This is a genomic window from Ruegeria sp. CK2 (genome assembly GCF_056536585.1).
In genome coordinates, this window is sequence record NZ_JBQFPW010000021.1 from 24,813 (window position 1) to 47,808 (window position 22,996).

Sequence of the window (22,996 nt, forward strand, 5' to 3'; positions counted from 1 at the left end):
GCCATCTTGGTTTCCATCAACACGTCACAATGATGGAGGCAAACATGCCAAGACTTTCAATTGATCTGAGCAGCGAAGACCTCGTGTTCTTGCGCGATATGGCGCGTGCCGAGGGCTACCGCGATGCCGAAACCTATCTCGATGAGCTCTTCAGCAGATTCCTGGCCGAAGAGTATTTTCAATACTATGAGATCGGGCCACGTTGCTGGATCGATGATCCGGATTGGGAAGATGAAGAATTGTTTGAGCGCATCGGCGACGAGCTTTATCTCGATCCTGGTGGCGGCGTCCGGCACGAAGACGAGATCAAACCGCAAGGTGGTGACATGGATGACGGCTTCCCATTTTGAAGGAAGCCGTCATCACGGTGAGAGATGGGAGAGCGCCTAAGCGGCGCTCTCTTCTTCTTCGATCATCTTGGGATCAAATTCCCGCAGAACGACACGTCCTGCTGCGACGGGAACCAGATCGAGCTGGAGTGTGAAGCCGCGTTCGTCTTTGTGATCCCAGGCGGCCCCGATGCGGGTCCAGGGTGCGTTCTCGCGATCAGGGACATGATAGGCGATCAGGGCCGGTGCTTTTGCTTCCTGGGCTTTTTGTTTTTGGTTTGTGCGTTTCATAGGTCTTCTCCTTTTCAAGGTTTCTTCGTTTCAAGATGAACCTGCACGACTACTCAGGGCGGCAGAGGCGGCATGCACCGCGATAGCGGGAAACCGGCAACACGGGAGCGCAGCGAATGGAGCGGGCAGCGGGTTGCATGCCGCCGCGCCCTGCGTAAGCGTCATGGGTCGTTGAAACGAAACTTTGGAAAGAGCGGAGAGACCGCGCGCACGAACCAAACAGACATTTACAGGGAAGCCCACCGGCTCGCGCCATAAAATCAAAATCGCTGAATACGCGATACACCTGATCCGCCGATCTTCGGGTCCGCTGGATTACAAATACGCGCCAAAAAATTACTCACAGCAACAAAGCCTCGCCGCACGGATCGGCTGTGATTAAAAGGGAATATATAGATGATCAAAGAAAGAGTGTTTGCTGCGCTCTCCTATTATCGACGAGCAGAACTGCGAATATTGGATTGGATTGTGAATTGGCCAAAGCGCGAGGGATCGACGCCGGATGGCCAAGACCGCGCAAAAAAGAGCGCGGGCTTGGTTCACGAGAGCCCGGTCCTGACTTGCAGGACGCGCCGGAATTCATACTAAGGACAATGATTTACTCTCATGGTATAGTTGCAAAAAGCAGCGCATCTTGGATTTCTAGTGCGTGCTGGAGAAGAGATTAATAAGCAGGATATTTTCGAACGGTCCGAACAAGGATTTCGTCATCAATCCGTTTTCGCAGTCGATCGAAGGGTCATCGCGCATGCACTTGGCAGCGCCCTATTTCACGCAGGCGGAGCCATTGCTCAAAGCAGCGCAGAGGGGCAAGACTATTCAGCTTTTGATCGGGCTCAACGAAGCCACCAGTCCCCAAGCGCTTAGAAAAATCCACGAGATACCGGGCATCGCGATCCGTTATCTGACCAGCCGTTTCCACGCCAAAATCTTTATATTCGATAAGGCTGCGTTACTTGGTTCATCAAACCTGACTGACGGCGGGCTACGTGCCAACCGCGAAGCTGTGATCCGGCTCGATCGTGAGGAAGATGCAGATGAACTCGAAGACATACGAGCGTTATTCGTTGAGCTTTGGGACGCCGGGCAGGTTCTGACCAGCGAGAAACTTGACCTGTTTGAGAAAACGCACACGGATCTCAGAAGACGAACACCCGATGCCGAGAAAGAGATCGAAGCGGCACTAGGGCAAGCCCAACCACTCAATATCAACGTGGCAAGCCACGAGAAATCGAGCGAACGCGTCTTTCTCGAAACACTCCGGCAGGAGGTTTACGAACAATATCGCCCAGCTTTCAGCGAAGTTACCGCAATACTGGACGAACACGATTTTCGCCGCCCTGATCTTGCAGATGTCGGGATTGCAAACGAAACCAACCGCTTTTTTAACTATGTCCGCCTCACCCATGTCATCGGCGATGAAGCTTGGCAGGCCGCACCGCTCCGTAGCCCGGATGAACGGCGCAAAGAGATCATGCAATACGCGCAGGAATGGGTCACGGCGGCAAACAACAAAGTTCCCGAGGATTATGCCTCGTGGTTGCGGACCGTGAAACAGGCATTCGGGACCCGTGAAGCCATCAAGGCTGCCGACAAAGAGCAGATCACCCAAGGGCTGATGTCACTCCATGCCTTCACGGAACAGCTGCGGTTTGTCAAAGGTGGTCTGAAAAACCTTCCGGCGGAATTTTGGAAGGCAAATGACGAAGATGTTGATCGAGTCCGCACGACACTGACCTACCTGTTGCACGGGCCGGGAGATTTCATCCAGCGCTTCCATGACGTGCTGTATGACCTTTCGGTAAAGCCCAAGCGCTTTGGATATTTCTGCGCACTCAAACTTTACGGCACAATCAATCCAGAAGAATGCCCGCCGATGAATGGGCGCATGGCCAAGGTGATGCGTTTTCTCGGCTTCGATGTGAAAGGAGCATAAATGAATTCCAAAGGCACGATCATTGGAAAGATCACCAGGAGAACAAAAATCTACCGGGTCTTCCCGCGCGACCGGTTCTTTCAACTGTTTGAAGAGGCCAATAACGCCCTCGTCCGGCCCACAATGTGGGACGATCCGTTCGAGAATTTCATTCTCAGATCACCAGTTCGCACAGCGAGCGGCGAGAAGGGTGAATTCGCATTCCACAAGCACCTCTACGGGCAATGCTGGACGCTGCACACCGCTTCTGACGCGATGTGGCGCATTTACTCACCAGAGAAAGATGCAGTGCGGGTCAGGACAACGGTTGGCAGATTGCTGGACAGCCTTTGTGCCGCCAACAAGGGAACCGAGAACGACAGCTGTTACATCGGCAAGGTTGATTACCCGACCGAAGCAAAGCTCAAGACATTTGCTCGCACAATCTTCAAGGATGGATTGACTGCCCGGGCAGTCGCTAACTCTTTGCTGGCCAAGCGGAAAGCCTTTGAGCATGAGAAGGAGGTGCGCATCATTTTCTTCGAGGGCGGTCAGACTGTCCATGAGAACGGCGTCTATAAGTACCCCCTTGATCCCCATGCCGTCTTTGATCAAGTGATGCTCGACCCAAGGATGTCGACCGAGGAGTACGCCAGATTTAAGGAAGACATTGTCAAGAAAACGGGATTCGATAAAACACGAATCAAGCGCTCGTTGATCTACAAGCCCCCTGAGGGCTTCGTCATTGAAATCCCGTGAGAAAAAAGGGCTGCCTAAGCAGCAGCCCGATCACGAACCTGAAATCCATGAAGGTAATCTGCAGCACGTTGCGCATGCGCAGCGGCGCTGAAGATAGCGCGTTTGTCGTTCTTCAGCACTTTGAGCCATGAGCCGATATAGGCGGCGTGATCATCACGATCACACAGCTCAAGACCAAGATCGGCACAGAGAAACGCTGCCCCAAGCTCTGCGACGAGCTCTTCACGGGCATAGCCTTGATCACCGAAGCGCTTGCGGCCAAAACTACGATCAAGACGATCTGCATGCCGCGTCCAATGCACGCTCTCATGAGCCAATGTCGCATAGTAACGCTGCGCACCAAGAAAGCTCTCAAAGGCAGGCATCTGGATGTGATCGGTATCAATCCGGTAGTATGCAGAATTGCCGCCAGTCACCACATTTGCGCCTACAGAAGCAAAGAAAGCCTCAGCCTTCGCGTCACGTTCATCAGGATTCTCAGAACCCGAGGCAACTGCATAGTAGTGCGTTGGCAGACCTTCAATCTGATCGACATTGAAGACGGTGTAGCCCTTCATGAATGGAATGGTGCGATCAACATCATCGCCGGATGCTTCATCGGTCTCTGTCTTGACGATGGTATTGGCATAAACGACGGGCGAGCCCTTCTCGCCCTTGCGGACATGGCCACCGAGCTCACGTGCTTGCTTGAAAGTCATCCAGATCGGACCTGCAAAACTGCGCTCCATCGCGGATGCCCAAAGGGTCAGGACGTTGATCCCGCTATAGCCTTCGCCGTTAAATCGAAGTGGCCGTGAGACAGGCCCTGCGGCATGGGCGGCATTCCAGGGCTGTGTCCAGGGTTTCACACCTGTTTCCAGAGCACCGATGATCTGATCGGTGATGCGGCTATAGATGTCCTGCCGTGGTGTTTTGGTCGTGGTCATGATGGTCTCCTTTCGTTTTAAGTCCCTGTGGACGCGAAAGAAGATGGCCGGTTGTAACAGCCGGACGGTCACCGCCGTAAGGCGGGGTACGGGCAACACGGGAATGAAATGAACGGAGCGGGCAGCCCGTTGACCGGACTGCGCAACCGGCCAGACAAAGCGTCAAACCACAAGGACAAAAGCGTCAAGGAGAAGCGATCGAGCACCGCAAACAGTCGGCTTGACTCATTATAGCACTATCTGCTATTAAATAGATAATTGCAGAATTAAGGAGAATAGATATGACCCGCACCATCCCCGTGTCGACCGATGTCTTCGCCGCTATATGGGCACAACGCCAAGACGGCGAAGAAAGTGAAGACAGAATCCTACGCCGTATACTTGGCTGTGCAATTCCGCAGGCGGACGCAGCTCCCAGCCCAGGACCGCAAGAGAGCGGCGGATACCATGACCGGCGCAACGACGTGCACTTTCCGCAGGGCTTTGAGATTTTCCGGACCTATAAACGCAAGGACTACCGCGCGGTGGCTCAGGATGGGCGCTGGCTTCGCCTTGACACAGAAGAGTTTTACCAGACGCTGAATCAGCTCAACGCATCAATTGCGGCGGGCTCTGAGAATGTCTGGAATGGCAATTGGAAGTTCAAGGATGCAGACGGAACGATCCGCTCAATTGACGCACTCCGGCACTGAATTGGTGCCAATTTTGCAGTAGAGCTACCTACAGAGTTTTTTTTCTGTTGACTCACCCCAGAGCTTATCTTTATCCTCTGTTGCATGAATTACAGCGTAAAAAATATGAAGCTTTCGGCAATTTGCGATGTCCAGAGCGGCTATACTGCCCGGTCACGGCTCAATCCGACCAGTAAGGGCGGAGTTCCCGCAGTCCAGCTTCGCGACCTTCAGGGCGAAGATGATTTCGATCCTGCAGAAGCTTCGCAGTACGCCCTTGGGCCGTCGTTCGAGCGTTATTGGGCTGGCGCTGGCGATGTCCTGTTCCGCTCTAGAGGTGAGCGAAACACGGCTGTATCAGTGGCACCAGATTCAAATGGCGCGGCGGTGGCAATCCTGCCCCTGATCGTTTTGCGGCCCGACCCCTCACTTGCGGACGGTAGATATATCGCTTGGTACATCAATCAGCGCCCGGCACAGCTTCACTTTGATAAACACGCCCGGGGAACGCGCCTGCGCATGATCCCCAAGGGCTGCCTAGATAATCTAGAGGTTCCGTTGCCGGACCTTGCAACGCAGCAGCGGATCGTCGAGGTCGACGCGCTTGCGAAGCGCGAAGACGCGCTGATGATCGATCTCGCTCAGAAGAAAAAGCTATTCACGAGTTTCGTCCTGCTAGAGCAGGTACGAAAAGCCCAGCCCCACGGCAATGGAGCTGGGCAATCAGCCGCCCGTCAGATCAAAAATCCGGCGGGCAAGTCGAAACGGACAAACCTATGAGGTGCAACATGTCCATTCAAGTTGGAAACTACCATGCCGATGGTCCCTTCGGCAATGCAGATGATCTGCAGGCGCGGTCGGGGGTCTATGTGATCCTCGGGCGCGGCAATGGGGTCACTACCTGGAACGTCGTCGATGTCGGCGAATCCGCAAATATCAGGGAGCGCGTAGCTAACCACGATCGTGCGCCCTGCTGGCGCGGCCAAAGTCACTCCGAACTCACCGTCGCAGGAATCTATGCGGATCAGCACAACAGGATGCTGATCGAGAAAGAACTGCGCGGCACGTTCAATCCCCCCTGTGGAACGATCTGAAAAACAATTTGGGGCGGGCACATAGCCCGCCCCAATATAGAAGACGAAGAGGACATTGAGATGAGCAATAAATTAACCCAACAGGAAGTTAACCAAACAGCCTGGGCTGCTTGCGATACGTTCCGTGGCGTCGTGGATGCAGGACAATACAAAGACTACATCCTTGTGATGCTTTTTCTTAAGTACATTTCCGATCTTTGGAATGATCACTTTGAGACTTACAAAAAGCAATTCAGCGGTGATGAGACTCGCATACGTCGCCGCATGGAACGCGAGCGGTTCAACCTGCCGGACGGTGCGAGTTTTTATGACCTTTATGAGCAGCGCGATGAGCCGAATATCGGTGAGTTGATCAATATCGCGTTGGAGAAAATCGAAGATGCCAACCGGACAAAACTCGAAGGCGTGTTCCGTAACATCGACTTCAATTCTGAATCCAATCTGGGGCGAACCAAGGACCGTAACCGTCGCCTGAAGCACATGCTGGACGACTTTAACAAACCAGCACTGGACCTTAGCCCCTCGCGCGTGACCGAGGACATCATCGGCGAGTGCTATATCTATCTAATATCCCGTTTCGCCTCCGACGCCGGTAAAAAAGCAGGTGAGTTCTACACCCCAAGTGCCGTTTCTGGATTACTGGCCAAGCTTGCTACACCGAAGCCAGGCGACACAATCTGCGATCCGGCCTGCGGCTCGGGTTCGTTGCTGATCCGCGCCGCCGAAGAAGTCGGCTCTGACAACTATGCGCTATACGGCCAGGAAGTGAACGGTGCGACCTGGGCGCTGGCCCGCATGAACATGTTCTTGCACTCCAAAGACGCGGCGAAGATCGAGTGGTGCGATACATTAAACAGCCCGGCCTTGGTCGAGGGGGATCATCTCCAGCGCTACGACGTTGTTGTCGCCAATCCGCCCTTCTCGCTCGACAAGTGGGGCGCAGACAACGCCGAACACGATCAATTCAATCGTTTCTGGCGCGGCATACCGCCCAAATCCAAAGGCGACTATGCCTTCATCACGCACATGATCGAGATCGCTAAGCGCCAGTCAGGCCGTGTCGCAGTGATTGTTCCACACGGCGTTCTGTTTCGTGGCGGCGCTGAAGGCAAAATCCGCCAGCAACTGATTGAAGAAAATCTGCTCGATGCTGTCATTGGCTTACCTGCCAATTTGTTTACCACCACCGGTATCCCGGTCGCTATCCTGATCTTCGATCGCTCACGCGAAGAGGGTGGAGAAAATGAAGACCGCAAAGATGTGCTGTTCATCGACGCGAGCAAAGAATTTACGCCCGGCAAGACCGTGAACGTGATGGACGAGGACAGCCACATCAAGAAAGTCCTTGAGCACCACAGAGAGCGCAAAGTCACCGAAAAGTATTCTCACCTCGCGACGCCTGAAGAGATCGCCGAGAACGACTTCAATCTCAACATCCCCCGCTACGTCGACACATTCGAACCCGAAGAAGAAATCGACGTCGCCGAAGTCCAGAAAGACATCGTCCGTATTGAAGCCGAACTCGCCGACGTCCGCACCAAGATGGCCAGTTACCTGAAGGAGCTTGGGATCAATGCTTAATACTGCTCTGGATGTACCAGAAAATTGGCGTGCTGGCACCTTGGCTGATGTCATTGCTGGGGTTTCTGGTGGGTTCAGTGTGAAATGCGAGGAGCGTGAGGTTGTTCAAAGTGAACTTGGAGTGCTAAAAACAGGCGCTGTGCTTTCCAGCGTATTTGAGCCGAGGCGAAACAAGTATGTTCCGCCGGAACAACACAATCGTCTAAGAACACCGGTCCGCAAGGACACTTTCATTTTCTGTCGGAAGAATTCCGAAGACGTGATTGGATCTTGCGCACGTATTAAAGATGATGCCCCTGAACTCTATCTTTCTGATTTGCTATGGGAACTTGACCCGTCCCCATCCGTGGACCTCGGCTGGCTTGATGCAGTCTTACAATCGGAGAACTTTAAGCGCCACGTGAGGTACCGTGCGACCGGAACGCAAAGCACCATGAAAAATATCTCGCAGGACAGACTCTGTGAGATTCCAGTGGCGATTCCTCCGCTCCCAGAACAACGAAAGATTGCCGCGATCCTGGGGGCTTGGGACGAGGCGCTCGAAAAACTCAACGCACTACGAGCGCTCAATATCCGTCGTCGAGTTTGGTTTCGGACGCATCTCTTTACCGGAAAGGTTCGCTTGCCAGGCTTCGCGGATGAATGGCGCAAGGTGCCCCTGAGTAACGTTCTGCAAGAACATGGCTTAAAGCCTACGGGCACTGAAGAGGTTTATTCGGTGTCGGTGCACAAGGGGTTGGTTAACCAAGTCGAACATCTCGGGCGATCGTTCTCGGCGGCGAACACCGACCACTACAACCGTGTGCAGCCCGGCGATATCGTCTACACCAAGAGCCCCACGGGCCACTTCCCGCTCGGCATCATCAAACAGAGCAAGATCGACAGCGAGGTGATCGTCTCTCCGCTCTACGGTGTCTTCACGCCTCGGAGCTATGCACTTGGTGTGATCCTCGACGCCCTTTTCGAGTCCGCTTTGGCCGCGCGTAATTATCTTCACCCCCTCGTACAAAAGGGTGCCAAGAACACGATTGCCGTCACGAACAAACAGTTCCTCGAAGGAAAGCTTAATCTGCCAATGGACCCGGACGAGCAGACTGCAATCGCCGATGTAGTGAACGCCTCACACGCCGAGTTGGCCTGTCTGGATGCTGAGATCAAAGCTCTGACGGAACAAAAGCGCGGCCTAATGCAGAAACTTCTGACCGGCGAGTGGCGCATCGAGGCCTCGGGCGACGAAGAGGTTGCCGCATGAAGTTCATCTATGTCGATGAGAGCGGTGCACGAGACCAAGGTGACGTCTTCGCGATGTGCGGCCTGATGGTTGATGCATACAAGCTCCGCAAGAAAACTGCTGACTTCGACGAAAAGCTCGAAGGACTGTTCGCGCGTCACCCCGGTTCGCGAACGGAGCTGAAAACCAAGCGGTTTATCAACGGATCAGGTGCTTGGCGGCATATCGATGCTGAAGAGCGAAAACAGTTTCTTACTGAAATCTGTAAGCTTGCTGTAGCGAACGGCGGGAAGATTTTCGGGATCGGCTTGTCGTTCCAGGAATTCGACGCTGCGGTCGCAGCCGGTCACGGACATCCCTTCAACAACAGCTACTGGATAGGCTCTGCAATTTTCACGAGTGGCCTCGTGCAAAAAAGGATGCAGGGTGTTAAAAACAGCAAGGGGCTCACCGTTGTCATTATGGACGACAATAAAGTCGACATGCCCCAATATTCCGACGCACTCTATGACTGCGATCCTTGGTATGACGGCTTGTACCAGGTTCAGGTGCGGAGGCGCGGGAAGCTCACGTGGGTTGGAAGAACGGCCAAGAACCGTTTCGATCAAATCGTCAACACGTCATTCGCAATAAAGTCAAACCACTCGTCTCTTGTTCAGGTTGCTGATGCGATCTCGTATGTCTACCGACGCCATCTTGAGTTGACCACCGAGGCAGAAGCTTGGGTCGGAGAGCAAACCTATTATGCAGGCCTGGTGGCGACACTTGACGGAGCGCGAGAGAGAATTGGCCGGTGCCCCGACGCTCCCTGCGTGCAGTTTTTTGGGCAAGCGAAACATGCGGGGTGGCAATTGTGACCTTCGACCCCGCAGAAAAGTACCAGTCACAAATCCCTGCGCTGCAGACGCTGATCGCACTCGGTTTTCAGCCGCTCTCACAGGCTGAGGCCAATCAGTTGCGCGGCAGAAAACGCAACGTCGTGCTTGATGACATCATTATCGAGCAGTTGCTCAAGTTGAACGCTTTCACCTACCGCGGGAAAGAATACTCATTCGATCTCGAAGACGCCCACGAGGCACTGCGCCGCCTGAAGCCAACACCAGACAAACTTAAAGGCCTTCTGGGAACTAATCAGGACATTTACGACCAGCTTGTGCTCGGGACCACAATCACCAAGGCGATCCAGGGCGACAGCAAGAGCTACTCGCTCCGCTACATCGACTGGCAGAACCCGGAGAACAATATCTATCACGTGACAGCCGAGATGTCGGTCGAACGAACGGCAAGCACGCAAACGCGGCGCTGTGACATTGTCTGTTTTGTGAACGGCATCCCTTTCGTTGTGATTGAGAACAAGCGACCGACGGAGTCGCTCAAAAAGGCAGACAGTCAGCTCCTACGTTATCAATTCGAAGACAACATCCCTCAACTCTTTCACTACACGCAGCTGCTAATGAGCATGAAACGCCAGGAGGCGCGCTATGCGACGGTTGGTACACCGCGCAAGTTCTGGCAAGTCTGGCGGGACGACGAGGATCGTGACGAAAACATCCTGCCGGTCATTAATCGCCCACTGTCCGGTGATGAGAAAGACGTTCTATTCACCGATGAATTGTCAGATGCGCGTCCATTCTTTGATGAGCTGGCTGCAGCGGGCGAGCGGGCAGTTTCCGAGCAGGACCGTCTCATCTATGCACTTTGCCGTCCCGATCGCCTGCTAGACTTGATCCGGCGCTTTACCGTGTTTGATGCCGGTGTGCGAAAGATCGCCCGCCATCAGCAGTTCTTCGGCATTCGGAAGGCGGTCCAACGAGTCAAAGATACCGACAAAGACGGCAGACGCAAAAGCGGTGTGATTTGGCATACACAAGGCTCGGGTAAATCTCTGACCATGGTCATGCTGGGCCGGGCGCTCGCTCTTGATAAAGATATCAAGAATCCGCGCCTGATAATCGTCACTGACCGGGACGATTTGGACAAGCAAATTAAGGGTACCTTCAAGTCTTGCGAGATGGAACCGGTTCGCGCTGCAACCGGCTCGAACCTTATCGATCTGATCGCAAACAAGACACCGCTGATAACGACGATCATCAACAAATTTGACACGGCGCTGAAGGCAAGAGAGTTCCAGGACGAGAGCGCGGATATCTTTGTACTCATCGATGAAAGCCATCGTTCACAGACCGGTCGCTATGGCGGGCACAGCAAATTCAATCTGAAGATGCGACGCGCTCTACCAATGGCTTGCTATCTCGGCTTTACTGGTACGCCGCTGCTAAAGAAGGACAGGAACACGCTTCATGCCTTTGGTGGTCTGATCCATAAATACACAATTGATGAAGCCGTCGCCGATGAGGCCGTCGTTCCCCTACTCTATGAAGGACGCATGGTCGAACAGCAGGTAAGCGGCAACGTGGTCGATAGCTGGTTCGATAAGATCAGCGAAGGGCTAACCGTTGAGCAAAAAGCCGACCTAAAACGGAAGTTCACAGCGATGAAAGCGTTGTCGAAGACCAGCCAGACTATTCAAGCAAAAGCCTTTGATATTTCCGAACACTATCGGCAATTCTGGCAGGGAACCGGCTTCAAGGCGCAGCTTGTAGCTCCTTCGAAAGCGGCGGCTGTGCGTTTCAAGGAAGTACTCGACGGTATCGGCCACGTTTCCAGTGCCATCATCGTATCACCGCCAGATGACAAGGAAGGGAATGAGGAAGTCGATAAAGAGTCGAAAGACCTCGTCCGAAAGTTCTGGGACGGAATGATGGCGACCTACAAAACAGAAGCAGAATATAATCGTCAGATTATCGACGCTTTCAAGGGACCTAACGGACCCGAAATCCTAATCGTTGTTTCTAAGCTGTTGACTGGTTTCGATGCGCCACGGAACACGGTACTTTATGTGTGCAAACAGCTTGCTGACCATAACCTGCTTCAGGCAATTGCGCGCGTGAACCGCCTCTTCGAAGATGAAGGTAAGGAAAAGCAATTCGGCTTTATCATCGACTATGAAGGCCTGCTCGGAGAGCTGGACCGCGCGCTGACTACTTACAGCGCTTTCGAAGGTTTCGATCAGAATGATCTGGTCGGCACACTGCATGACATTCGCGAAGAAATCCGCAAGCTACCGCAGCTACATGATCAACTCTGGGATATCTTCAAGGAGATCAAGAACAAGAAAGACATGGAGCAGTTTGAACAGTTTCTTGCAGACGAGTCCAAGCGCCACGAATTCTATGCGCGACTTCGCGCATACGCGCGCTGCCTTCACATCTCAATGTCATCCGAGAAGCTTTACGACGTTTTCCCCGAAGACAAGATTGAGGCCTATAAGAAGGACTGGAAGGCATTTGCGGAACTGAAACGATCGGTCCAGCTCCGCTATCAAGAGACGGTTGACGTCAAAGAGTTCGAACCGAAAATCCAGAAACTTCTCGACGATCACGTGACGGCCAAACCGGCAGAAGTGATCATCGAAGCGGTAAACATCAACGATCCAGACGCACTAAAGGCGGTTATCGAAGAGGAAGGAACTACTGCTGCCTCAAAGGCCGACAGGATCGCGAGCGCTACGAAACGCACCATCAATTTAAAGATGGAGGAAGACCCTTCCTTCTATAAGAAGTTCTCAACTATGCTTGAGGATACGATCCGCGATTACCGTGAGAAGCGCATCTCCGAAAAGGAATACCTTAACAATGTCATTGACCTAGCAAGCCGAATGGCCCGGAAGGACCACGGCAGAACAGTGCCTGACAGCATTAAAGCTGACGATGACGCGCAGGCGATTTTCGGAGTTATCGAGCCCGTTTTGAAAGCGATCGGCAGCCACGCAAACGACAAGACAGCCGCCGATATCGCCAGCTCACTTGTTGCTATCATCAAGGAACATCATATCGTCGACATTTGGTCGAACGAAGTTGCACAGAACAACATGCGCAACGCGATTGACGATTTCTTCTTTGATGTCGTTCGAGATGAGAAAGGCATCGACATGCCTTTGGACAAGCTGGATGAAATCGAGCTTGAGATCATGCGCATCGCCCGAGCGAGGTTCCCGGGATGAACGCGGAAACTCTTGAGTTATCATACGGAGAGACGCGTATCGGATTCATCTTACTACGGAGCGAGCGAAAAACTCTCTCGATCAGCGTAAGGCCCGACCTCGTCGTGGAAGTCGTCGCCCCGATCGACGCCTCGCTCGAACGTGTTTTTGAGAAGGTCCGAAAGCGCGCGCCCTGGATAATGCGACAGCTTCAATTCTTCGGGCAGTTTCAGCCGCGAACCACTGAAAGACGCTACGTTTCGGGTGAGACCCATCTTTACCTCGGGCGTCAATACAAACTCAGGGTCGTTCCGCACGTCCAACAGCAAGTGAAGCTCTATCGCGGAATACTGGTAGTGCAGAGCCACAAAGTTCAGGAAAATTCTCGAACCAAGCATCTCTTGGATAACTGGTACAAGACACGAGCAAACCTCAAATTCTCTGAGCGTTTGGAACTTTGCCGAAAGCGCTTTCCCGATCCAGAAGAAGTTAATCCAAAGAGCATCGTAGTGCGACGCCTTCAACAGCGCTGGGGATCAATGACACCAACCGGAAAATTGATCCTGAACCGGTCGCTAATCAAAGCCTCCGTCGATGCGCTCGACTACGTCATAACGCATGAGCTGTGTCATATTCGGCATCCACATCATGGGTCGGCATTCTTCGATTTTCTGGATCGCGTTATGCCTGATTGGGAGCACCGGAAGCTCAAGCTGGAGCGCCAGCTCGCTTGACCGAGCCACTTTCCGCTTGCCGCATAGCTAATTTAAAGGCGAGCACGCTTGCCACAAACTCGCCACAAGGAAATTCAGAGCGATTCAGAGAACGGTGGATTTCTGAGGGATACGCAAGAGTTGCATCCCGATAGCCGCCTACAAAAGGGACGGGGCTCGGTTTCTTTCCGTGATATCGGAAAGGATCAGGCATTTTCTCTGACTATGGAAATTTTACCGCCTATCGAACCTGGACCTGATCCGGCGAACTCAAGATGATTTGCGGCTTACCTTTGTACAGCTTGATAGTCCCCGTGATAGCAATGGTCCTGCCTTCATACCCGTAGACGCTTGGGAACTTATGGCCATGCTTCTTGAAGATGACGGCGTAGAAGGTGTGATTTGGATATCGACCGCCAAAGTTGATGAAGGTCGTTCCTTTGCCGCTGTTTGCTACTTGGCTGACTACGCCAACAACAGTTGAAAGCTCTCCGACATGCTGGGCTGCGTCTCGTGGCGTGATTTCGCCAGCGTGCGCTGAGACGGCCAGAACGATTGACAGGAAGACGACAGAAAGAAGCTTGTACAGAATGCGCATGAATCCACTCAAATAGAATTAACCGATTGTTAAACTCTATGTGATTGTGCGGGCGGAATTATGACCGCTGGGCTGCTATTCCCGCTATTTTCGCTATTCTTGCTATTCTTGCTATTCGGGCCAGGGGCGTTTGGGAGTGATGGGGACCACTATGCAAACCGGAACTCTGCTTCGAACCATCGCCAACCACCGTCAGAACGGTTTGGAACCGCGGCTGCCTTGTCTATGTCCACAGCAGCGGAGAGGCTGGCAGCCCGCTTTATCGCAAGGGTGACGATCTGGCCGGGTTGCTTGAACAGTTTCAGCGCGACTATAACGCGATTGCTATGCGGCTTGCTCGCGCAAGAGGGAGGCCGCAACCTAAGAAGTGATGCGGGCGATGAGGAGCAGATTCCCCAATGGAAGAGCTGCACAAGACATTTGAGGATTTCGACCCTCGAAATGAGGAATCCCTTAAGGAAGCGCTTGAGCTAATTCGGAAAGTGCCTGAGCCGTGGTTGAGGCTTTGGATTGAGGCGGAGGGGCCGGGAGTGCCTCCAGGGCAGGCAGCTCTTGTGAAAACTGAGTTGGCACGGCGTGATCAACTTGCAACTGAAAAGCTAACAATGCGCGTAACGGTTTGGGCGGCTAGCGCCGGGATCTTGGGTGCGCTTTTGGGTGGTGTCTGCGGTGCGTTCCTCACTTACCTGTTGTCCAGATAAGGAAAAAACTAGTGCAACTGCCCCCACTATATAAATTCATGGATCGCCGCGGTGCGCGCCTTACGCTAGGCAGTGGAAAGTTTCAGCACGCTAAGCCATCTTCATTCAATGATTTGCAGGACCTATCCTTGAAGAACCGCTCATTCGAATAGTGCACGGACAAAAAAAGGGCAAACCCGAACATGCCAGACAGTCAACACGTATCAGATACAAACCGGCAAAACTCAAACAAGTTTGCCATTCTTCTGGAAAAGTCATGGGAACTAAGCTGGGTTCTCCGGGTGCTATGTGCGGGGGTGTTTCTGGATTCATTTATGATCTTGTCTGCATCCATCGGAATCTATGATTGGGCATTTGGGACAATCCCGCCACTTAATCTCGGATGGGTGATCCTAACTGGACTTTCGTTTTGTGTGACTGTTGGTTTGGTTCTACCGTTTGTCCTTTGGCTATTGAGACTCATTACAATTGCAATTCCCAGTATTGGTCGATCGGAACAGTTCAATTGGAGCGACAGTAACTATATTTACGAAGGTCGCGTTCTCGATGACGCACTTAAGCGAGAGAGTCAGTTTTCACTGGATTGGTATCAAAACAGACAGCAGAAAAATTTGAACCAAGCCAGGGATCGAGATGAGTTGAGCGATCTCCTGGCCAGTTTAATACTGCTGGGAGCAGTAAACTATTTTTCTGGCCACTATGTCCCAAACGCAAATTCACTTGTTCTGACCGTTTGGGGCCTACCATCCGATGTTGGTCGCTTTCTGTTGGGCGGATTTGCATTTTCTTCCATCTTGTTGATTGTCCAGACTTGGCGTGAACCGTCGTTTCACCGAATTTATTATCCTGAACTGGCTGCTCGGGAACGTGAGAACCGGCGAAAGTGAAACGATCTTTCGAGCATGCAGGCCCTCGGCGAGTTTCCAAGAGTGAGAGGGAGGCCTAAAGGGGACTGATCCTGCCGAGTGAGAGCGCGGCGTGGATCGCAACATTCTTCATTCCCGAAAGGTAACACCACGATCTAAATGGTTTCCTCTGCCGCCGGCGCGTCGGCGGTTGAACCATGCACACGAATAAGACACTTCCATAGAGTCAAAATAAGGTGTGGTGACGCAATGCTCTATGTCCGGGCAAGGCGAGGCTGGGTTTCGTTTCATCGAACCAAGTGTGAATCGACAGATAATCGTTAGTAACACCACCGAACTTGCGCGCAGAGCTTTCCGCGTGATGCCAGGAATGGGCCATATCAGACATCCTCGTGGTTATAGTGATCGGTATCAACAAAACGGTCACTGTGGCTGACATCGATCTTGTCTTCCAGCACATCCCATACCACCTCACCATAACCGCCTTCGTTGATCTCGAATCCGGGATGTAGGCTGTACGGAATACCCCAGAGGAAGTCCTCTAGATTTTTGTCTTGTTCCGCACCCAGCTTGGTACCTTTTGGTTCAATTATCACATCATTGACATTACCGCTGTCGCCATAGCCGTCATACGATGCCTCAATCTGCGTTACACCAGCCTCGCGCAGAACGCCCAGCATCGTTGTTCGCTCAGCTTGCAGTTGCTCCTTCCGTTCGCGCGCCATTTGCTCCATGCGAGTGTTGATTTCAGACAAATCCATTGGGTTTTCCTTTCCTGATTAAATATGGAACACCCAAGCGAAAGGTCTCTCTTTCTCTGTTGAGCCGACACTTACCGCAGGGGCAACAGCGGGTTTCTTCCGACACGGAAATGCCAGTCTTGCATTGCTTCTTCCCAAGGTTATATGCAGCGCTCAAAACAAGAGCAGGACCGGAACATCCGATATGACCAACTGGCCCGAGACCATCCCTCATGATCTGCATATTGCACTTGAAGCCGCCCGGACGGACAACTGGCAGATGGCTTTTCGACGCTGGTCCAAAGGGCACGGTCTGAAGCTGAAGATCCAGTGGTATCGAGGCTTGCACGTGAACATGGCAGAACTGCATGAACGGCGAGCGGATGCGACGCCACATGACCACTGGGTGGTGCTACGGGACTGGTTATGCCGCCACGACGTCCCCGTTTCGAAACATCTTGCAGAGTTTTCGCAATCGGAGTGATAGAACAGAGCAGATCCAAAACGAAAACAACGGGAAGGAAAAGCTGTGAGGCCATGTGTCCCGTCATCGAGCGACAGACGGTAGAATTCCTTCCCGCCAAACTTTTTGTACCACAGCGCTAGACAAGGCTTAAACCGGCAATTGTCGAGATTTATCAGCGACCCAGGTCAGCCACCAACCCTGATTGCGCTCTTACTCAGCCGCAATCTTGGTAAACTCGCTAACCGGCCAGATTCTTATTCCTACACGTTTAGGACAATAGAAGAGCGTTGGGAACTAAGGCACACCCTTGCGATAATACTGCCTGATACCAACCGGCCGTCTACCACACGAAGAGCACCGCATACGTTTCAAAGCATCGTGATACGTCGCGCTCGTCATCCCTAGCCGCTCAAGCAAATCGCTCGGCGCAAAGGTCTGTCCGTGACTACAGCGCGCATCCTCACAGCAGACATAAAGGCCGAAGTCGTCACTCACCTGGGCTATGGGAAGAGGGAGAATCGGATCAGGGATGGCTACGGCACCAGTATCGGGTCGCTTGTCAGGCTCAGGCCCGACTGAACAGGACACAACCGCTCAGGCGGGACATCAAACAGTTGCCCCATGGCTTCCTGAGTCGTCGTATTCGCATAGAGGTTACACATAGCGAGGCAGGCTAGGGCCGAGAATCGATTTGGACAAGCCGCAAATGTTCTCTACATGTTCTCACTATGCCAACCGCGATTCCACCAGTGCGTCTGCATCCGGGAAAGCCATTCCGCAACATGAAGGATGCAGCACGGGGCCATCAGATTGTCGCGCAGCAGTGTAACTTGTGCCGACGCAAGATCAACTTACTCGCCTCGGACCTCGTAAGCATCGTAGGACCTGACTGGATGATAGGATGCGTGACCGAGGATGTGTCGATCTCGTGGCTCTCGTACCAGATCAGGTTCTCCGGGTCTTTGCCCTGGTAGGCCTTGAGCGCCTCGATGACATCCGCTGGCATAGGACCATCATCAAGCCGCCAATTCCTCTTAACGAAGTCCATGGCGGCGTTATCTGCTGTGGCTTCATCGGTAAATACAGCAACGTTGGGGCCATTCTCATCGTCTGTTGTTACCGTGTAGATTTTCATTTGCAGACCTCTCTTGTGATGGTTGAAACACCCAACCCAAAGCCTGCTTTTCCTTTTGGAAGTATTGGGGTGCGTGACGCGGTCAGAGCTAAACCCCCGTTCATACCGCGCCACGCTGTAACCAAGGGGGTATGGTTAGATTTCGGCCATATGGGGATCGAAAGCCAATACTGATGCACTATTGTGGAATAGCCGATAACTATGGCTGATAGGCAAACCGAAAGCCTGCCTGAACGTGTGGTGACCGGATATCATGAACCGGAGGATTTGTTGACCCGGAGGCAGTAACAAATGCCACCTCCGGGTCTCTTGGGCCTCATTCGGCTGCAATCACGCCTGGCTCGTCCACAGCGTGGCCTGATTGGATTGCAGTGAGAACGCGCAGCGCCTGGTCTTCTGGCTCTGCTGGCACGAACACCCGGAGCTGGTACTGGTGGATCTCGGTGAAGCAACCCAACGACTTGAGCCAGGGTAGGCTGTCTTTCGAAACTCCGGTGAGTTCCAACCGCTGATGCCCGGCCACGCGGCGGCGTTTCTGGCTGAACCCATTGCCCAGTTCGACGGCCCGATCCGTATCCAACAGGATCCGGAGCATGTCCGTTGGTGTAGCCGCATCAAGGTCCATAAACTTGCCGCGCAGAACTGATGCCTGGGTCTCATCGAGCGCGCGGCCGAGCAAGGCAGGCCCCTCCTCCGGCTGCACCCGATAAATGCGAGTATTGTCACCCGGAATCTCCGTCCAGATCGGCAGGATCAACCCGGTCAGCAGATGAAGTTGGCGTGTCTCCGTAGCGGGCAGCTCGGCAACCTCTGCATCCCAAAGAGCCCGAAACGTGGTAGTATTTACGGGCTCCCAGTTTGACCGCTCAAACGCCTCTTCGGTCAGGAAGCTTTTCTTCGCTGGACGCACCATCCGCCGCTCAAGAACCAACTCACCCTCCCCGCCGTAGACCTGCTTCGGCCGGGTAGCGATCAATGCGACCGAACCGGAGGTTGCATTGCGCATGGGCGCGAGACGAGGGTAATCTTCGATCACGGTGTCAGCACTGCGATAGAACAGGCGGTTCTCGATCGTCAGCGGAACCAATGAGGTGACCGCGCCCGTTTTATCGCACTTGTGCAATTCCTGCGGTGTGCCGGCCGCTTCGTCTTGAAAGGCGGTATGCTTGTGACCCTTTGGACCAAGGACAGAGGCCGGTTTACCAGGAACGTAGATTTCCTGTCGTTCGGTGCTGAGGACGAGGAAACCCTTAAGGCGGCCATTGCCGAGATTCTGGCAATCGACACAGATGACGGCCTGATCTTTGACGACGCCAACCTTACAGCAGCACCGATCAGGGACGATCAGGTCTACGGCGGCATGCGCCTGAAGACGACTGCCTTTCTCGAAAAGACGCGGATTCCGATCACGATCGATGTCGGGTTCGGAGACGCGCTTGGAAAGCTCGACTACGGCTCACTGCTCGACTTTCCCTCGGCAGCGGTGCGCGCCTACTCCCCCGAAACGGTCATCGCTGAGAAATTCCAGGCCATCGTGACACTCGGTATCATCAATGGTCGGATGAAGGATTACTACGACTTATGGGCGCTGCCGAAGGCCGTCGATCTCAATATGGACGAATTGCAGGCCAGCATTGAGAAAACCTTTGAGCGACGTCAAACGGAAGTGCCGAAAGAACGACCGCCAGGCTTGTCCGAGGCATTTGCCAGCGACGCGACAAAGTCTGCCCAGTGGCGCACCTACTCCGAAGCCACCGAGATCGAAGACATGAGCCTCGCGGACGTCGTCGACGATATCTGGGCGATGCTTGAACCTATCTGCGCGCGCGTCGGTCGTGCAACGTTAATTCGAACTGCACGACAGGTGGGCTTGCGCCAACGTCTCCTCGATTTCAAAGATGTGTTTTTCCCGTTCTTTGCGTGCTGCGCACTCAGCCATCCACTTTTCTCTCTCAGCGGCCCAGAGCGCATCGGCTTTAGCCCTGGGAATGTACTTAAACGAGCTCTGGGGGTTCGTGAAGCTCTTCACCAGTGTCGATGTTAAAATGTGCAGTAGAATAGTCTGCACCATCGCATTTGTCGCTATTGCACCATGAATGATCGTAGGTGTCGACGAGTACCCAACGTGTCGTAAAGCTCGGCTGCACTCTCAAAAATCTCAATACGAGGCGTGTGGTAATTAAGACCGGGGGTCGGCTGAATGCTCTATCGGCCCACCCAGAAACGCAAACCAGTCATCCCGCGCCGGAATGTTCTACGTTCCAAATGTTTTGGGGGCGGTGGTGCCGTCAGACAAATTCGAACCAGTCCCAAACAAGCCGGCAGAGCAATCCTCCAATCGCCTATCGATAGCTTTTGGATATACTAAAATAGCGCTTCAGTATTGGTTCCCGGGCGCAATATAGCCGATAAGTATCGACACTCCCTGAGGCGCTAGCGTGACGCGGCGGTGTGGATGGGATTTTTGCCTAACCGCGTCACGCATCGTCTGAATTTTCGGTTCCAGGTCAGTGACTAAAGGGAAGCGAGACGTAAACAGTTAATGTTCCCCTGCTAAACGCATAAACAAAAGGTTACGAAATGCGCATTTTGAAGACCGCTTATTGCGGAGCGGTGTCTGTATCTCTCGCGTGCGTTGCTCTTGCGGACGTTCCAGCGGGCATAGTTGCCCTTGAAGCTGGCGATGTTTCCGGCGCTGTCGAGGAGTTTCAGGCCGGCTTTGACGACGGTGACGCGGACGGCGCGTTCTTCATCGGGCGTCTGTTTGAGATGGGCCTGGGAACTGAGCGTGACATGCGCAGCGCTGTCGAGCTCTATAGCGCGGCGGCCGATCAGGGGAGCGCGCTCGCGCAGAACCGGCTCGGCTTGATGTATCTGAATGGCGAATTGGTTCTTCAAGACTACCAGCGCGCAGCGAAATTGATTTGTGCGGCGGCCGAGTCCGGCGATGCCAACAGCGCGTTTAACTGCGGGCTGCTTTTAGCAGATGGGCAAGGAATTGACGAAGATACTGCCAAGGCCGTGACCTACTGGAAGCGAGCCGCTGAGCAGAACCACGTGGCGGCAATCAACTACCTGGGTCAGGCCTATCGCGATGGCGAAGGTGTTGAACAGAGTTATGAGACTGCTGTCGAAAACTTTTCGCGCACGGGAGGAGCTGGCAATCCGTTGGGCCTCTTCGAGCTGGCTAAAGCCTATCAATCAGGAAACGGCGTGAACGGGATCTCATCAAAGCGCATGGCTATGCAAACCTGGCGTCTGCACGGGGTATGGATGAGGCCCACCGGTTGACTTTAGCAGGTTCCTAGTAGCACGGCGATGTTTGGCGTTTATCCTGAAATACAATGCAAATGGTAACTTACGCACACGTTTGGCCAATCGAACCGTGTAGTCGTTTTCTTCTCTCCACTGCTCCAGCAAAGGCACCAATTCCGAAGCCTCGGAATAAACCTTGTTTTGCAACGCCAACAATTTGTTCTTGTTGCTTAGTACTTTTTGTTCGAGATCCGTTACAAGGGCGTCCCGTTTAATTATCTTTTGTTTGAGGTCCTGTTCTCGGCGACGCGCATTCAAAACGCACATTGGGAACTTCCAGGATGGAAGCCGCGCTTTGGTTTGAAAGCGTTGTTTGGCAATACTGAGGCTGTTGCAGTAGTAACAACACTAGGTCATCCAGTGTTTTGATCTCAGGTAAGAGGTGCTTCTCTATAGGTCCTGAAAACACTTCTAACTTCTCTGCTGGCAGAAAAAGCAGACCGCACTCGGCACCATCAGAAAAAATATTCTCTTCCGATTTGTTGAAGTTTTCAGATCGAAACGCCAGCGTGATCAGACCGTAGCTAATATACCCTCGCTCGGACATATACTTGTATATCTGCGCCCCGCCGGACAGATCTAATACCTCACAAAACACAACAGGTCGGTCCTGAGAAAGAATTCTGTTCGCGCCTTGCAATGCTTCCAGTTCAGACCCTTCAAGATCAAGCTTAATAAAGGAGACTTGTCCAAGAACCTCGTCATCGAGGCGCACCACTGTAACTGTACCACCTGTTTCGCAAGCCGCTATTCTGGTGCCCCCCGCATTGTCTTCAAAAGCCTGGGAAACTTGGCCTGTACCTGGTTGTGCTCCCAAAGCGGCTGCCCTCACATCGATGTTGGCGGCCGGGGAGGCGTTTGCATTTAGTTGTAAGAACTGGCGGTTCTTGGTAATGGGTTCAAAGCTGATGACTTGGCCGTTCGAACCAACGGCGTGCGAAAACGCGCGTGAGTGCGTTCCAAAACAAGCTCCGCCATCAACGACTGTATCTCCATCTTTTAGAAAATCGCAAAGAATATTAAGCTCGGATTGAGCCCACTCACCATACTTGCGTAACGATTCCGATATAAGGTCGTTCCCGTTTGGGATAAAAAACGGGCCATATCGGGTTTGGATCGACGAACCCAATTGCTCGGGCACCTCCCGAGTGATTTCTCGCATTGTTCTCTCCTTGGCGCGCTTAAACAATTGCCTTCTCAATTATCCCAACCATGTTTCATGAATTAGAATTGCAGGGAATTTGACCCTTAACCCATCACTTCAGAAGGCGTGCTCATGTTCCACACGACCGAGAAATGTCATGCGGTTGAACGCCCTTGATGCGATCTGGGCTTCAACCCGAGATCGCTGGTTGTCTTCCGTCTCAGCTTGCCACCTCATTCTGCCACGCTCAGCGATGGAATCGATATGTTGAGTGCGTTGTGCATTTTCACCATGAGTTGCGTTCTTTAGCGGAAGGATAATGATCTCTATCCCGGACCCGAATTTGTTCTCCAAGCAGTCTACGACGCAGATGCCCCATCAATGAGCATCAACGCATCTCAAGGTTTGGAGCCAGCAAGGTTGCTGTGTTTGTGCGTTTGACAGGGGAACCACTAGCTTAGGTGCGTCTTTTTCCTTCC

24 protein-coding genes are annotated in these 22,996 nt (G+C 53.1%); 16 read left to right on the forward strand and 8 right to left on the reverse strand.

The features are described 5' to 3' along the window. Positions 1 to 44 precede the first annotated feature (44 nt). A complete protein-coding gene (locus ACR0BU_RS22515; protein ID WP_480739128.1) occupies positions 45 to 350 on the forward strand; it encodes a hypothetical protein in 306 nt (101 codons plus the stop codon). A 36-nt stretch (positions 351 to 386) separates the two neighbouring features. Here the strand turns inward: ACR0BU_RS22515 and ACR0BU_RS22520 are convergent, their stop codons facing one another. Beyond that, positions 387 to 620: a hypothetical protein gene (locus tag ACR0BU_RS22520; protein WP_458904884.1), complete on the reverse strand. Its 234-nt coding sequence runs from the start codon at positions 618 to 620 to the stop codon at positions 387 to 389. A 649-nt stretch (positions 621 to 1,269) separates the two neighbouring features. On the opposite strand from ACR0BU_RS22520, the gene ACR0BU_RS22525 reads away from it, so the two are divergent. Both ACR0BU_RS22525 and ACR0BU_RS22530 read left to right on the forward strand, forming a co-directional pair. After that, positions 1,270 to 2,556, forward strand: a complete 1,287-nt coding sequence (locus ACR0BU_RS22525) for a phospholipase D-like domain-containing protein (protein ID WP_480739127.1) — start codon at positions 1,270 to 1,272, stop codon at positions 2,554 to 2,556. Continuing rightward, positions 2,557 to 3,294 carry a DUF2971 domain-containing protein gene (locus ACR0BU_RS22530; RefSeq protein WP_480739126.1) on the forward strand — a complete coding sequence of 246 codons (738 nt, stop codon included), beginning with the start codon at positions 2,557 to 2,559 and terminating at the stop codon, positions 3,292 to 3,294. A 14-nt stretch (positions 3,295 to 3,308) separates the two neighbouring features. On the opposite strand, the gene ACR0BU_RS22535 is transcribed toward ACR0BU_RS22530, so the two are convergent. Further along, a complete protein-coding gene (locus ACR0BU_RS22535) occupies positions 3,309 to 4,220 on the reverse strand; it encodes an ArdC family protein (RefSeq protein ID WP_480739125.1) in 912 nt (303 codons plus the stop codon). A gap of 281 nt (positions 4,221 to 4,501) precedes the next feature. On the opposite strand from ACR0BU_RS22535, the gene ACR0BU_RS22540 reads away from it, so the two are divergent. From ACR0BU_RS22540 to ACR0BU_RS22575, 8 genes are all read left to right on the forward strand, one after another. Next, on the forward strand, positions 4,502 to 4,912 hold the full coding sequence (locus ACR0BU_RS22540) for a hypothetical protein (protein WP_298936872.1): 411 nt from the start codon (positions 4,502 to 4,504) through the stop codon (positions 4,910 to 4,912). 105 nt (positions 4,913 to 5,017) lie between these two features. After that, positions 5,018 to 5,671, forward strand: coding sequence for a restriction endonuclease subunit S domain-containing protein (locus ACR0BU_RS22545; protein WP_480739123.1), 654 nt, complete (start codon positions 5,018 to 5,020; stop codon positions 5,669 to 5,671). An 8-nt stretch (positions 5,672 to 5,679) separates the two neighbouring features. Further along, on the forward strand, positions 5,680 to 5,985 hold the full coding sequence (locus ACR0BU_RS22550) for a hypothetical protein (RefSeq protein WP_480739121.1): 306 nt from the start codon (positions 5,680 to 5,682) through the stop codon (positions 5,983 to 5,985). Positions 5,986 to 6,045: 60 nt separating this feature from the next. Then, a complete protein-coding gene (locus ACR0BU_RS22555) occupies positions 6,046 to 7,566 on the forward strand; it encodes a type I restriction-modification system subunit M (RefSeq protein WP_480739119.1) in 1,521 nt (506 codons plus the stop codon). After that, positions 7,559 to 8,818 carry a restriction endonuclease subunit S gene (locus ACR0BU_RS22560; RefSeq protein WP_480739118.1) on the forward strand — a complete coding sequence of 420 codons (1,260 nt, stop codon included), beginning with the start codon at positions 7,559 to 7,561 and terminating at the stop codon, positions 8,816 to 8,818. Before ACR0BU_RS22555 ends, ACR0BU_RS22560 begins: the two co-directional genes overlap by 8 nt. Then, positions 8,815 to 9,654, forward strand: a complete 840-nt coding sequence (locus ACR0BU_RS22565; protein ID WP_480739116.1) for a DUF3800 domain-containing protein — start codon at positions 8,815 to 8,817, stop codon at positions 9,652 to 9,654. Before ACR0BU_RS22560 ends, ACR0BU_RS22565 begins: the two co-directional genes overlap by 4 nt. Continuing rightward, the gene (locus ACR0BU_RS22570) at positions 9,651 to 12,860 is read left to right on the forward strand and encodes a type I restriction endonuclease subunit R (protein ID WP_480739115.1); all 3,210 of its coding nucleotides are present in this window, start codon (positions 9,651 to 9,653) and stop codon (positions 12,858 to 12,860) included. Before ACR0BU_RS22565 ends, ACR0BU_RS22570 begins: the two co-directional genes overlap by 4 nt. After that, positions 12,857 to 13,573 carry a M48 family metallopeptidase gene (locus ACR0BU_RS22575; RefSeq protein WP_480739113.1) on the forward strand — a complete coding sequence of 239 codons (717 nt, stop codon included), beginning with the start codon at positions 12,857 to 12,859 and terminating at the stop codon, positions 13,571 to 13,573. The genes ACR0BU_RS22570 and ACR0BU_RS22575 overlap by 4 nt, the downstream gene beginning before the upstream one ends. Before the next feature lie 220 nt (positions 13,574 to 13,793). Here ACR0BU_RS22575 and ACR0BU_RS22580 read toward each other — a convergent pair whose 3' ends face one another. Next, on the reverse strand, positions 13,794 to 14,150 hold the full coding sequence (locus ACR0BU_RS22580; protein ID WP_480739112.1) for a nucleotide-binding protein: 357 nt from the start codon (positions 14,148 to 14,150) through the stop codon (positions 13,794 to 13,796). A gap of 398 nt (positions 14,151 to 14,548) precedes the next feature. On the opposite strand from ACR0BU_RS22580, the gene ACR0BU_RS22585 reads away from it, so the two are divergent. Together ACR0BU_RS22585 and ACR0BU_RS22590 are read left to right on the forward strand one after the other, a co-directional pair. Continuing rightward, positions 14,549 to 14,851 carry a hypothetical protein gene (locus tag ACR0BU_RS22585; RefSeq protein ID WP_480739110.1) on the forward strand — a complete coding sequence of 101 codons (303 nt, stop codon included), beginning with the start codon at positions 14,549 to 14,551 and terminating at the stop codon, positions 14,849 to 14,851. A gap of 182 nt (positions 14,852 to 15,033) precedes the next feature. Further along, the gene (locus ACR0BU_RS22590; protein WP_480739108.1) at positions 15,034 to 15,738 is read left to right on the forward strand and encodes a hypothetical protein; all 705 of its coding nucleotides are present in this window, start codon (positions 15,034 to 15,036) and stop codon (positions 15,736 to 15,738) included. A 205-nt stretch (positions 15,739 to 15,943) separates the two neighbouring features. On the opposite strand, the gene ACR0BU_RS22595 is transcribed toward ACR0BU_RS22590, so the two are convergent. Both ACR0BU_RS22595 and ACR0BU_RS22600 read right to left on the reverse strand, forming a co-directional pair. Continuing rightward, positions 15,944 to 16,195, reverse strand: a complete 252-nt coding sequence (locus ACR0BU_RS22595; protein WP_480755761.1) for a DUF6915 family protein — start codon at positions 16,193 to 16,195, stop codon at positions 15,944 to 15,946. Further along, the gene (locus ACR0BU_RS22600; RefSeq protein ID WP_480739105.1) at positions 16,098 to 16,478 is read right to left on the reverse strand and encodes a DUF6878 family protein; all 381 of its coding nucleotides are present in this window, start codon (positions 16,476 to 16,478) and stop codon (positions 16,098 to 16,100) included. The genes ACR0BU_RS22595 and ACR0BU_RS22600 overlap by 98 nt, the downstream gene beginning before the upstream one ends. Positions 16,479 to 16,662: 184 nt before the next feature. Here ACR0BU_RS22600 and ACR0BU_RS22605 point away from each other — a divergent pair, with 184 nt between their 5' ends. Beyond that, positions 16,663 to 16,941 carry a hypothetical protein gene (locus ACR0BU_RS22605; protein ID WP_298938312.1) on the forward strand — a complete coding sequence of 93 codons (279 nt, stop codon included), beginning with the start codon at positions 16,663 to 16,665 and terminating at the stop codon, positions 16,939 to 16,941. Between the two features lie 787 nt (positions 16,942 to 17,728). Here the strand turns inward: ACR0BU_RS22605 and ACR0BU_RS22610 are convergent. Together ACR0BU_RS22610 and ACR0BU_RS22615 are read right to left on the reverse strand one after the other, a co-directional pair. Continuing rightward, positions 17,729 to 18,058 (reverse strand): hypothetical protein, encoded by a 330-nt coding sequence (locus tag ACR0BU_RS22610; protein ID WP_298938311.1) that lies wholly within the window; start codon positions 18,056 to 18,058, stop codon positions 17,729 to 17,731. A gap of 316 nt (positions 18,059 to 18,374) precedes the next feature. Further along, positions 18,375 to 19,145, reverse strand: a complete 771-nt coding sequence (locus ACR0BU_RS22615; protein ID WP_480739103.1) for a hypothetical protein — start codon at positions 19,143 to 19,145, stop codon at positions 18,375 to 18,377. 30 nt (positions 19,146 to 19,175) lie between these two features. Here ACR0BU_RS22615 and ACR0BU_RS22620 point away from each other — a divergent pair, with 30 nt between their 5' ends. Together ACR0BU_RS22620 and ACR0BU_RS22625 are read left to right on the forward strand one after the other, a co-directional pair. Then, positions 19,176 to 20,102 (forward strand): nucleotidyl transferase AbiEii/AbiGii toxin family protein, encoded by a 927-nt coding sequence (locus ACR0BU_RS22620; protein ID WP_480739102.1) that lies wholly within the window; start codon positions 19,176 to 19,178, stop codon positions 20,100 to 20,102. 536 nt (positions 20,103 to 20,638) lie between these two features. Beyond that, the gene (locus tag ACR0BU_RS22625; RefSeq protein ID WP_480739100.1) at positions 20,639 to 21,349 is read left to right on the forward strand and encodes a tetratricopeptide repeat protein; all 711 of its coding nucleotides are present in this window, start codon (positions 20,639 to 20,641) and stop codon (positions 21,347 to 21,349) included. Between the two features lie 235 nt (positions 21,350 to 21,584). Here ACR0BU_RS22625 and ACR0BU_RS22630 read toward each other — a convergent pair whose 3' ends face one another. Continuing rightward, positions 21,585 to 22,535, reverse strand: coding sequence for an FkbM family methyltransferase (locus ACR0BU_RS22630; protein WP_480739098.1), 951 nt, complete (start codon positions 22,533 to 22,535; stop codon positions 21,585 to 21,587). Between the last annotated feature and the right edge of the window lie 461 nt (positions 22,536 to 22,996).

What these genes read in the sequence shown, in the direction of transcription:
- ACR0BU_RS22515 (WP_480739128.1), top strand. Translation starts at nt 45, where the DNA reads ATGCCAAGACTTTCAATTGATCTGAGCAGCGAAGACCTCGTGTTCTTG.
- ACR0BU_RS22520 (WP_458904884.1), bottom strand. Translation starts at nt 620, where the DNA reads ATGAAACGCACAAACCAAAAACAAAAAGCCCAGGAAGCAAAAGCACCG.
- ACR0BU_RS22530 (WP_480739126.1), top strand. Translation starts at nt 2,557, where the DNA reads ATGAATTCCAAAGGCACGATCATTGGAAAGATCACCAGGAGAACAAAA.
- ACR0BU_RS22535 (WP_480739125.1), bottom strand. Translation starts at nt 4,220, where the DNA reads ATGACCACGACCAAAACACCACGGCAGGACATCTATAGCCGCATCACC.
- ACR0BU_RS22540 (WP_298936872.1), top strand. Translation starts at nt 4,502, where the DNA reads ATGACCCGCACCATCCCCGTGTCGACCGATGTCTTCGCCGCTATATGG.
- ACR0BU_RS22545 (WP_480739123.1), top strand. Translation starts at nt 5,018, where the DNA reads ATGAAGCTTTCGGCAATTTGCGATGTCCAGAGCGGCTATACTGCCCGG.
- ACR0BU_RS22550 (WP_480739121.1), top strand. Translation starts at nt 5,680, where the DNA reads ATGTCCATTCAAGTTGGAAACTACCATGCCGATGGTCCCTTCGGCAAT.
- ACR0BU_RS22555 (WP_480739119.1), top strand. Translation starts at nt 6,046, where the DNA reads ATGAGCAATAAATTAACCCAACAGGAAGTTAACCAAACAGCCTGGGCT.
- ACR0BU_RS22560 (WP_480739118.1), top strand. Translation starts at nt 7,559, where the DNA reads ATGCTTAATACTGCTCTGGATGTACCAGAAAATTGGCGTGCTGGCACC.
- ACR0BU_RS22565 (WP_480739116.1), top strand. Translation starts at nt 8,815, where the DNA reads ATGAAGTTCATCTATGTCGATGAGAGCGGTGCACGAGACCAAGGTGAC.
- ACR0BU_RS22575 (WP_480739113.1), top strand. Translation starts at nt 12,857, where the DNA reads ATGAACGCGGAAACTCTTGAGTTATCATACGGAGAGACGCGTATCGGA.
- ACR0BU_RS22580 (WP_480739112.1), bottom strand. Translation starts at nt 14,150, where the DNA reads ATGCGCATTCTGTACAAGCTTCTTTCTGTCGTCTTCCTGTCAATCGTT.
- ACR0BU_RS22585 (WP_480739110.1), top strand. Translation starts at nt 14,549, where the DNA reads ATGGAAGAGCTGCACAAGACATTTGAGGATTTCGACCCTCGAAATGAG.
- ACR0BU_RS22590 (WP_480739108.1), top strand. Translation starts at nt 15,034, where the DNA reads ATGCCAGACAGTCAACACGTATCAGATACAAACCGGCAAAACTCAAAC.
- ACR0BU_RS22595 (WP_480755761.1), bottom strand. Translation starts at nt 16,195, where the DNA reads ATGGTGAGGTGGTATGGGATGTGCTGGAAGACAAGATCGATGTCAGCC.
- ACR0BU_RS22600 (WP_480739105.1), bottom strand. Translation starts at nt 16,478, where the DNA reads ATGGATTTGTCTGAAATCAACACTCGCATGGAGCAAATGGCGCGCGAA.
- ACR0BU_RS22605 (WP_298938312.1), top strand. Translation starts at nt 16,663, where the DNA reads ATGACCAACTGGCCCGAGACCATCCCTCATGATCTGCATATTGCACTT.
- ACR0BU_RS22610 (WP_298938311.1), bottom strand. Translation starts at nt 18,058, where the DNA reads ATGAAAATCTACACGGTAACAACAGACGATGAGAATGGCCCCAACGTT.
- ACR0BU_RS22625 (WP_480739100.1), top strand. Translation starts at nt 20,639, where the DNA reads ATGCGCATTTTGAAGACCGCTTATTGCGGAGCGGTGTCTGTATCTCTC.
- ACR0BU_RS22630 (WP_480739098.1), bottom strand. Translation starts at nt 22,535, where the DNA reads ATGCGAGAAATCACTCGGGAGGTGCCCGAGCAATTGGGTTCGTCGATC.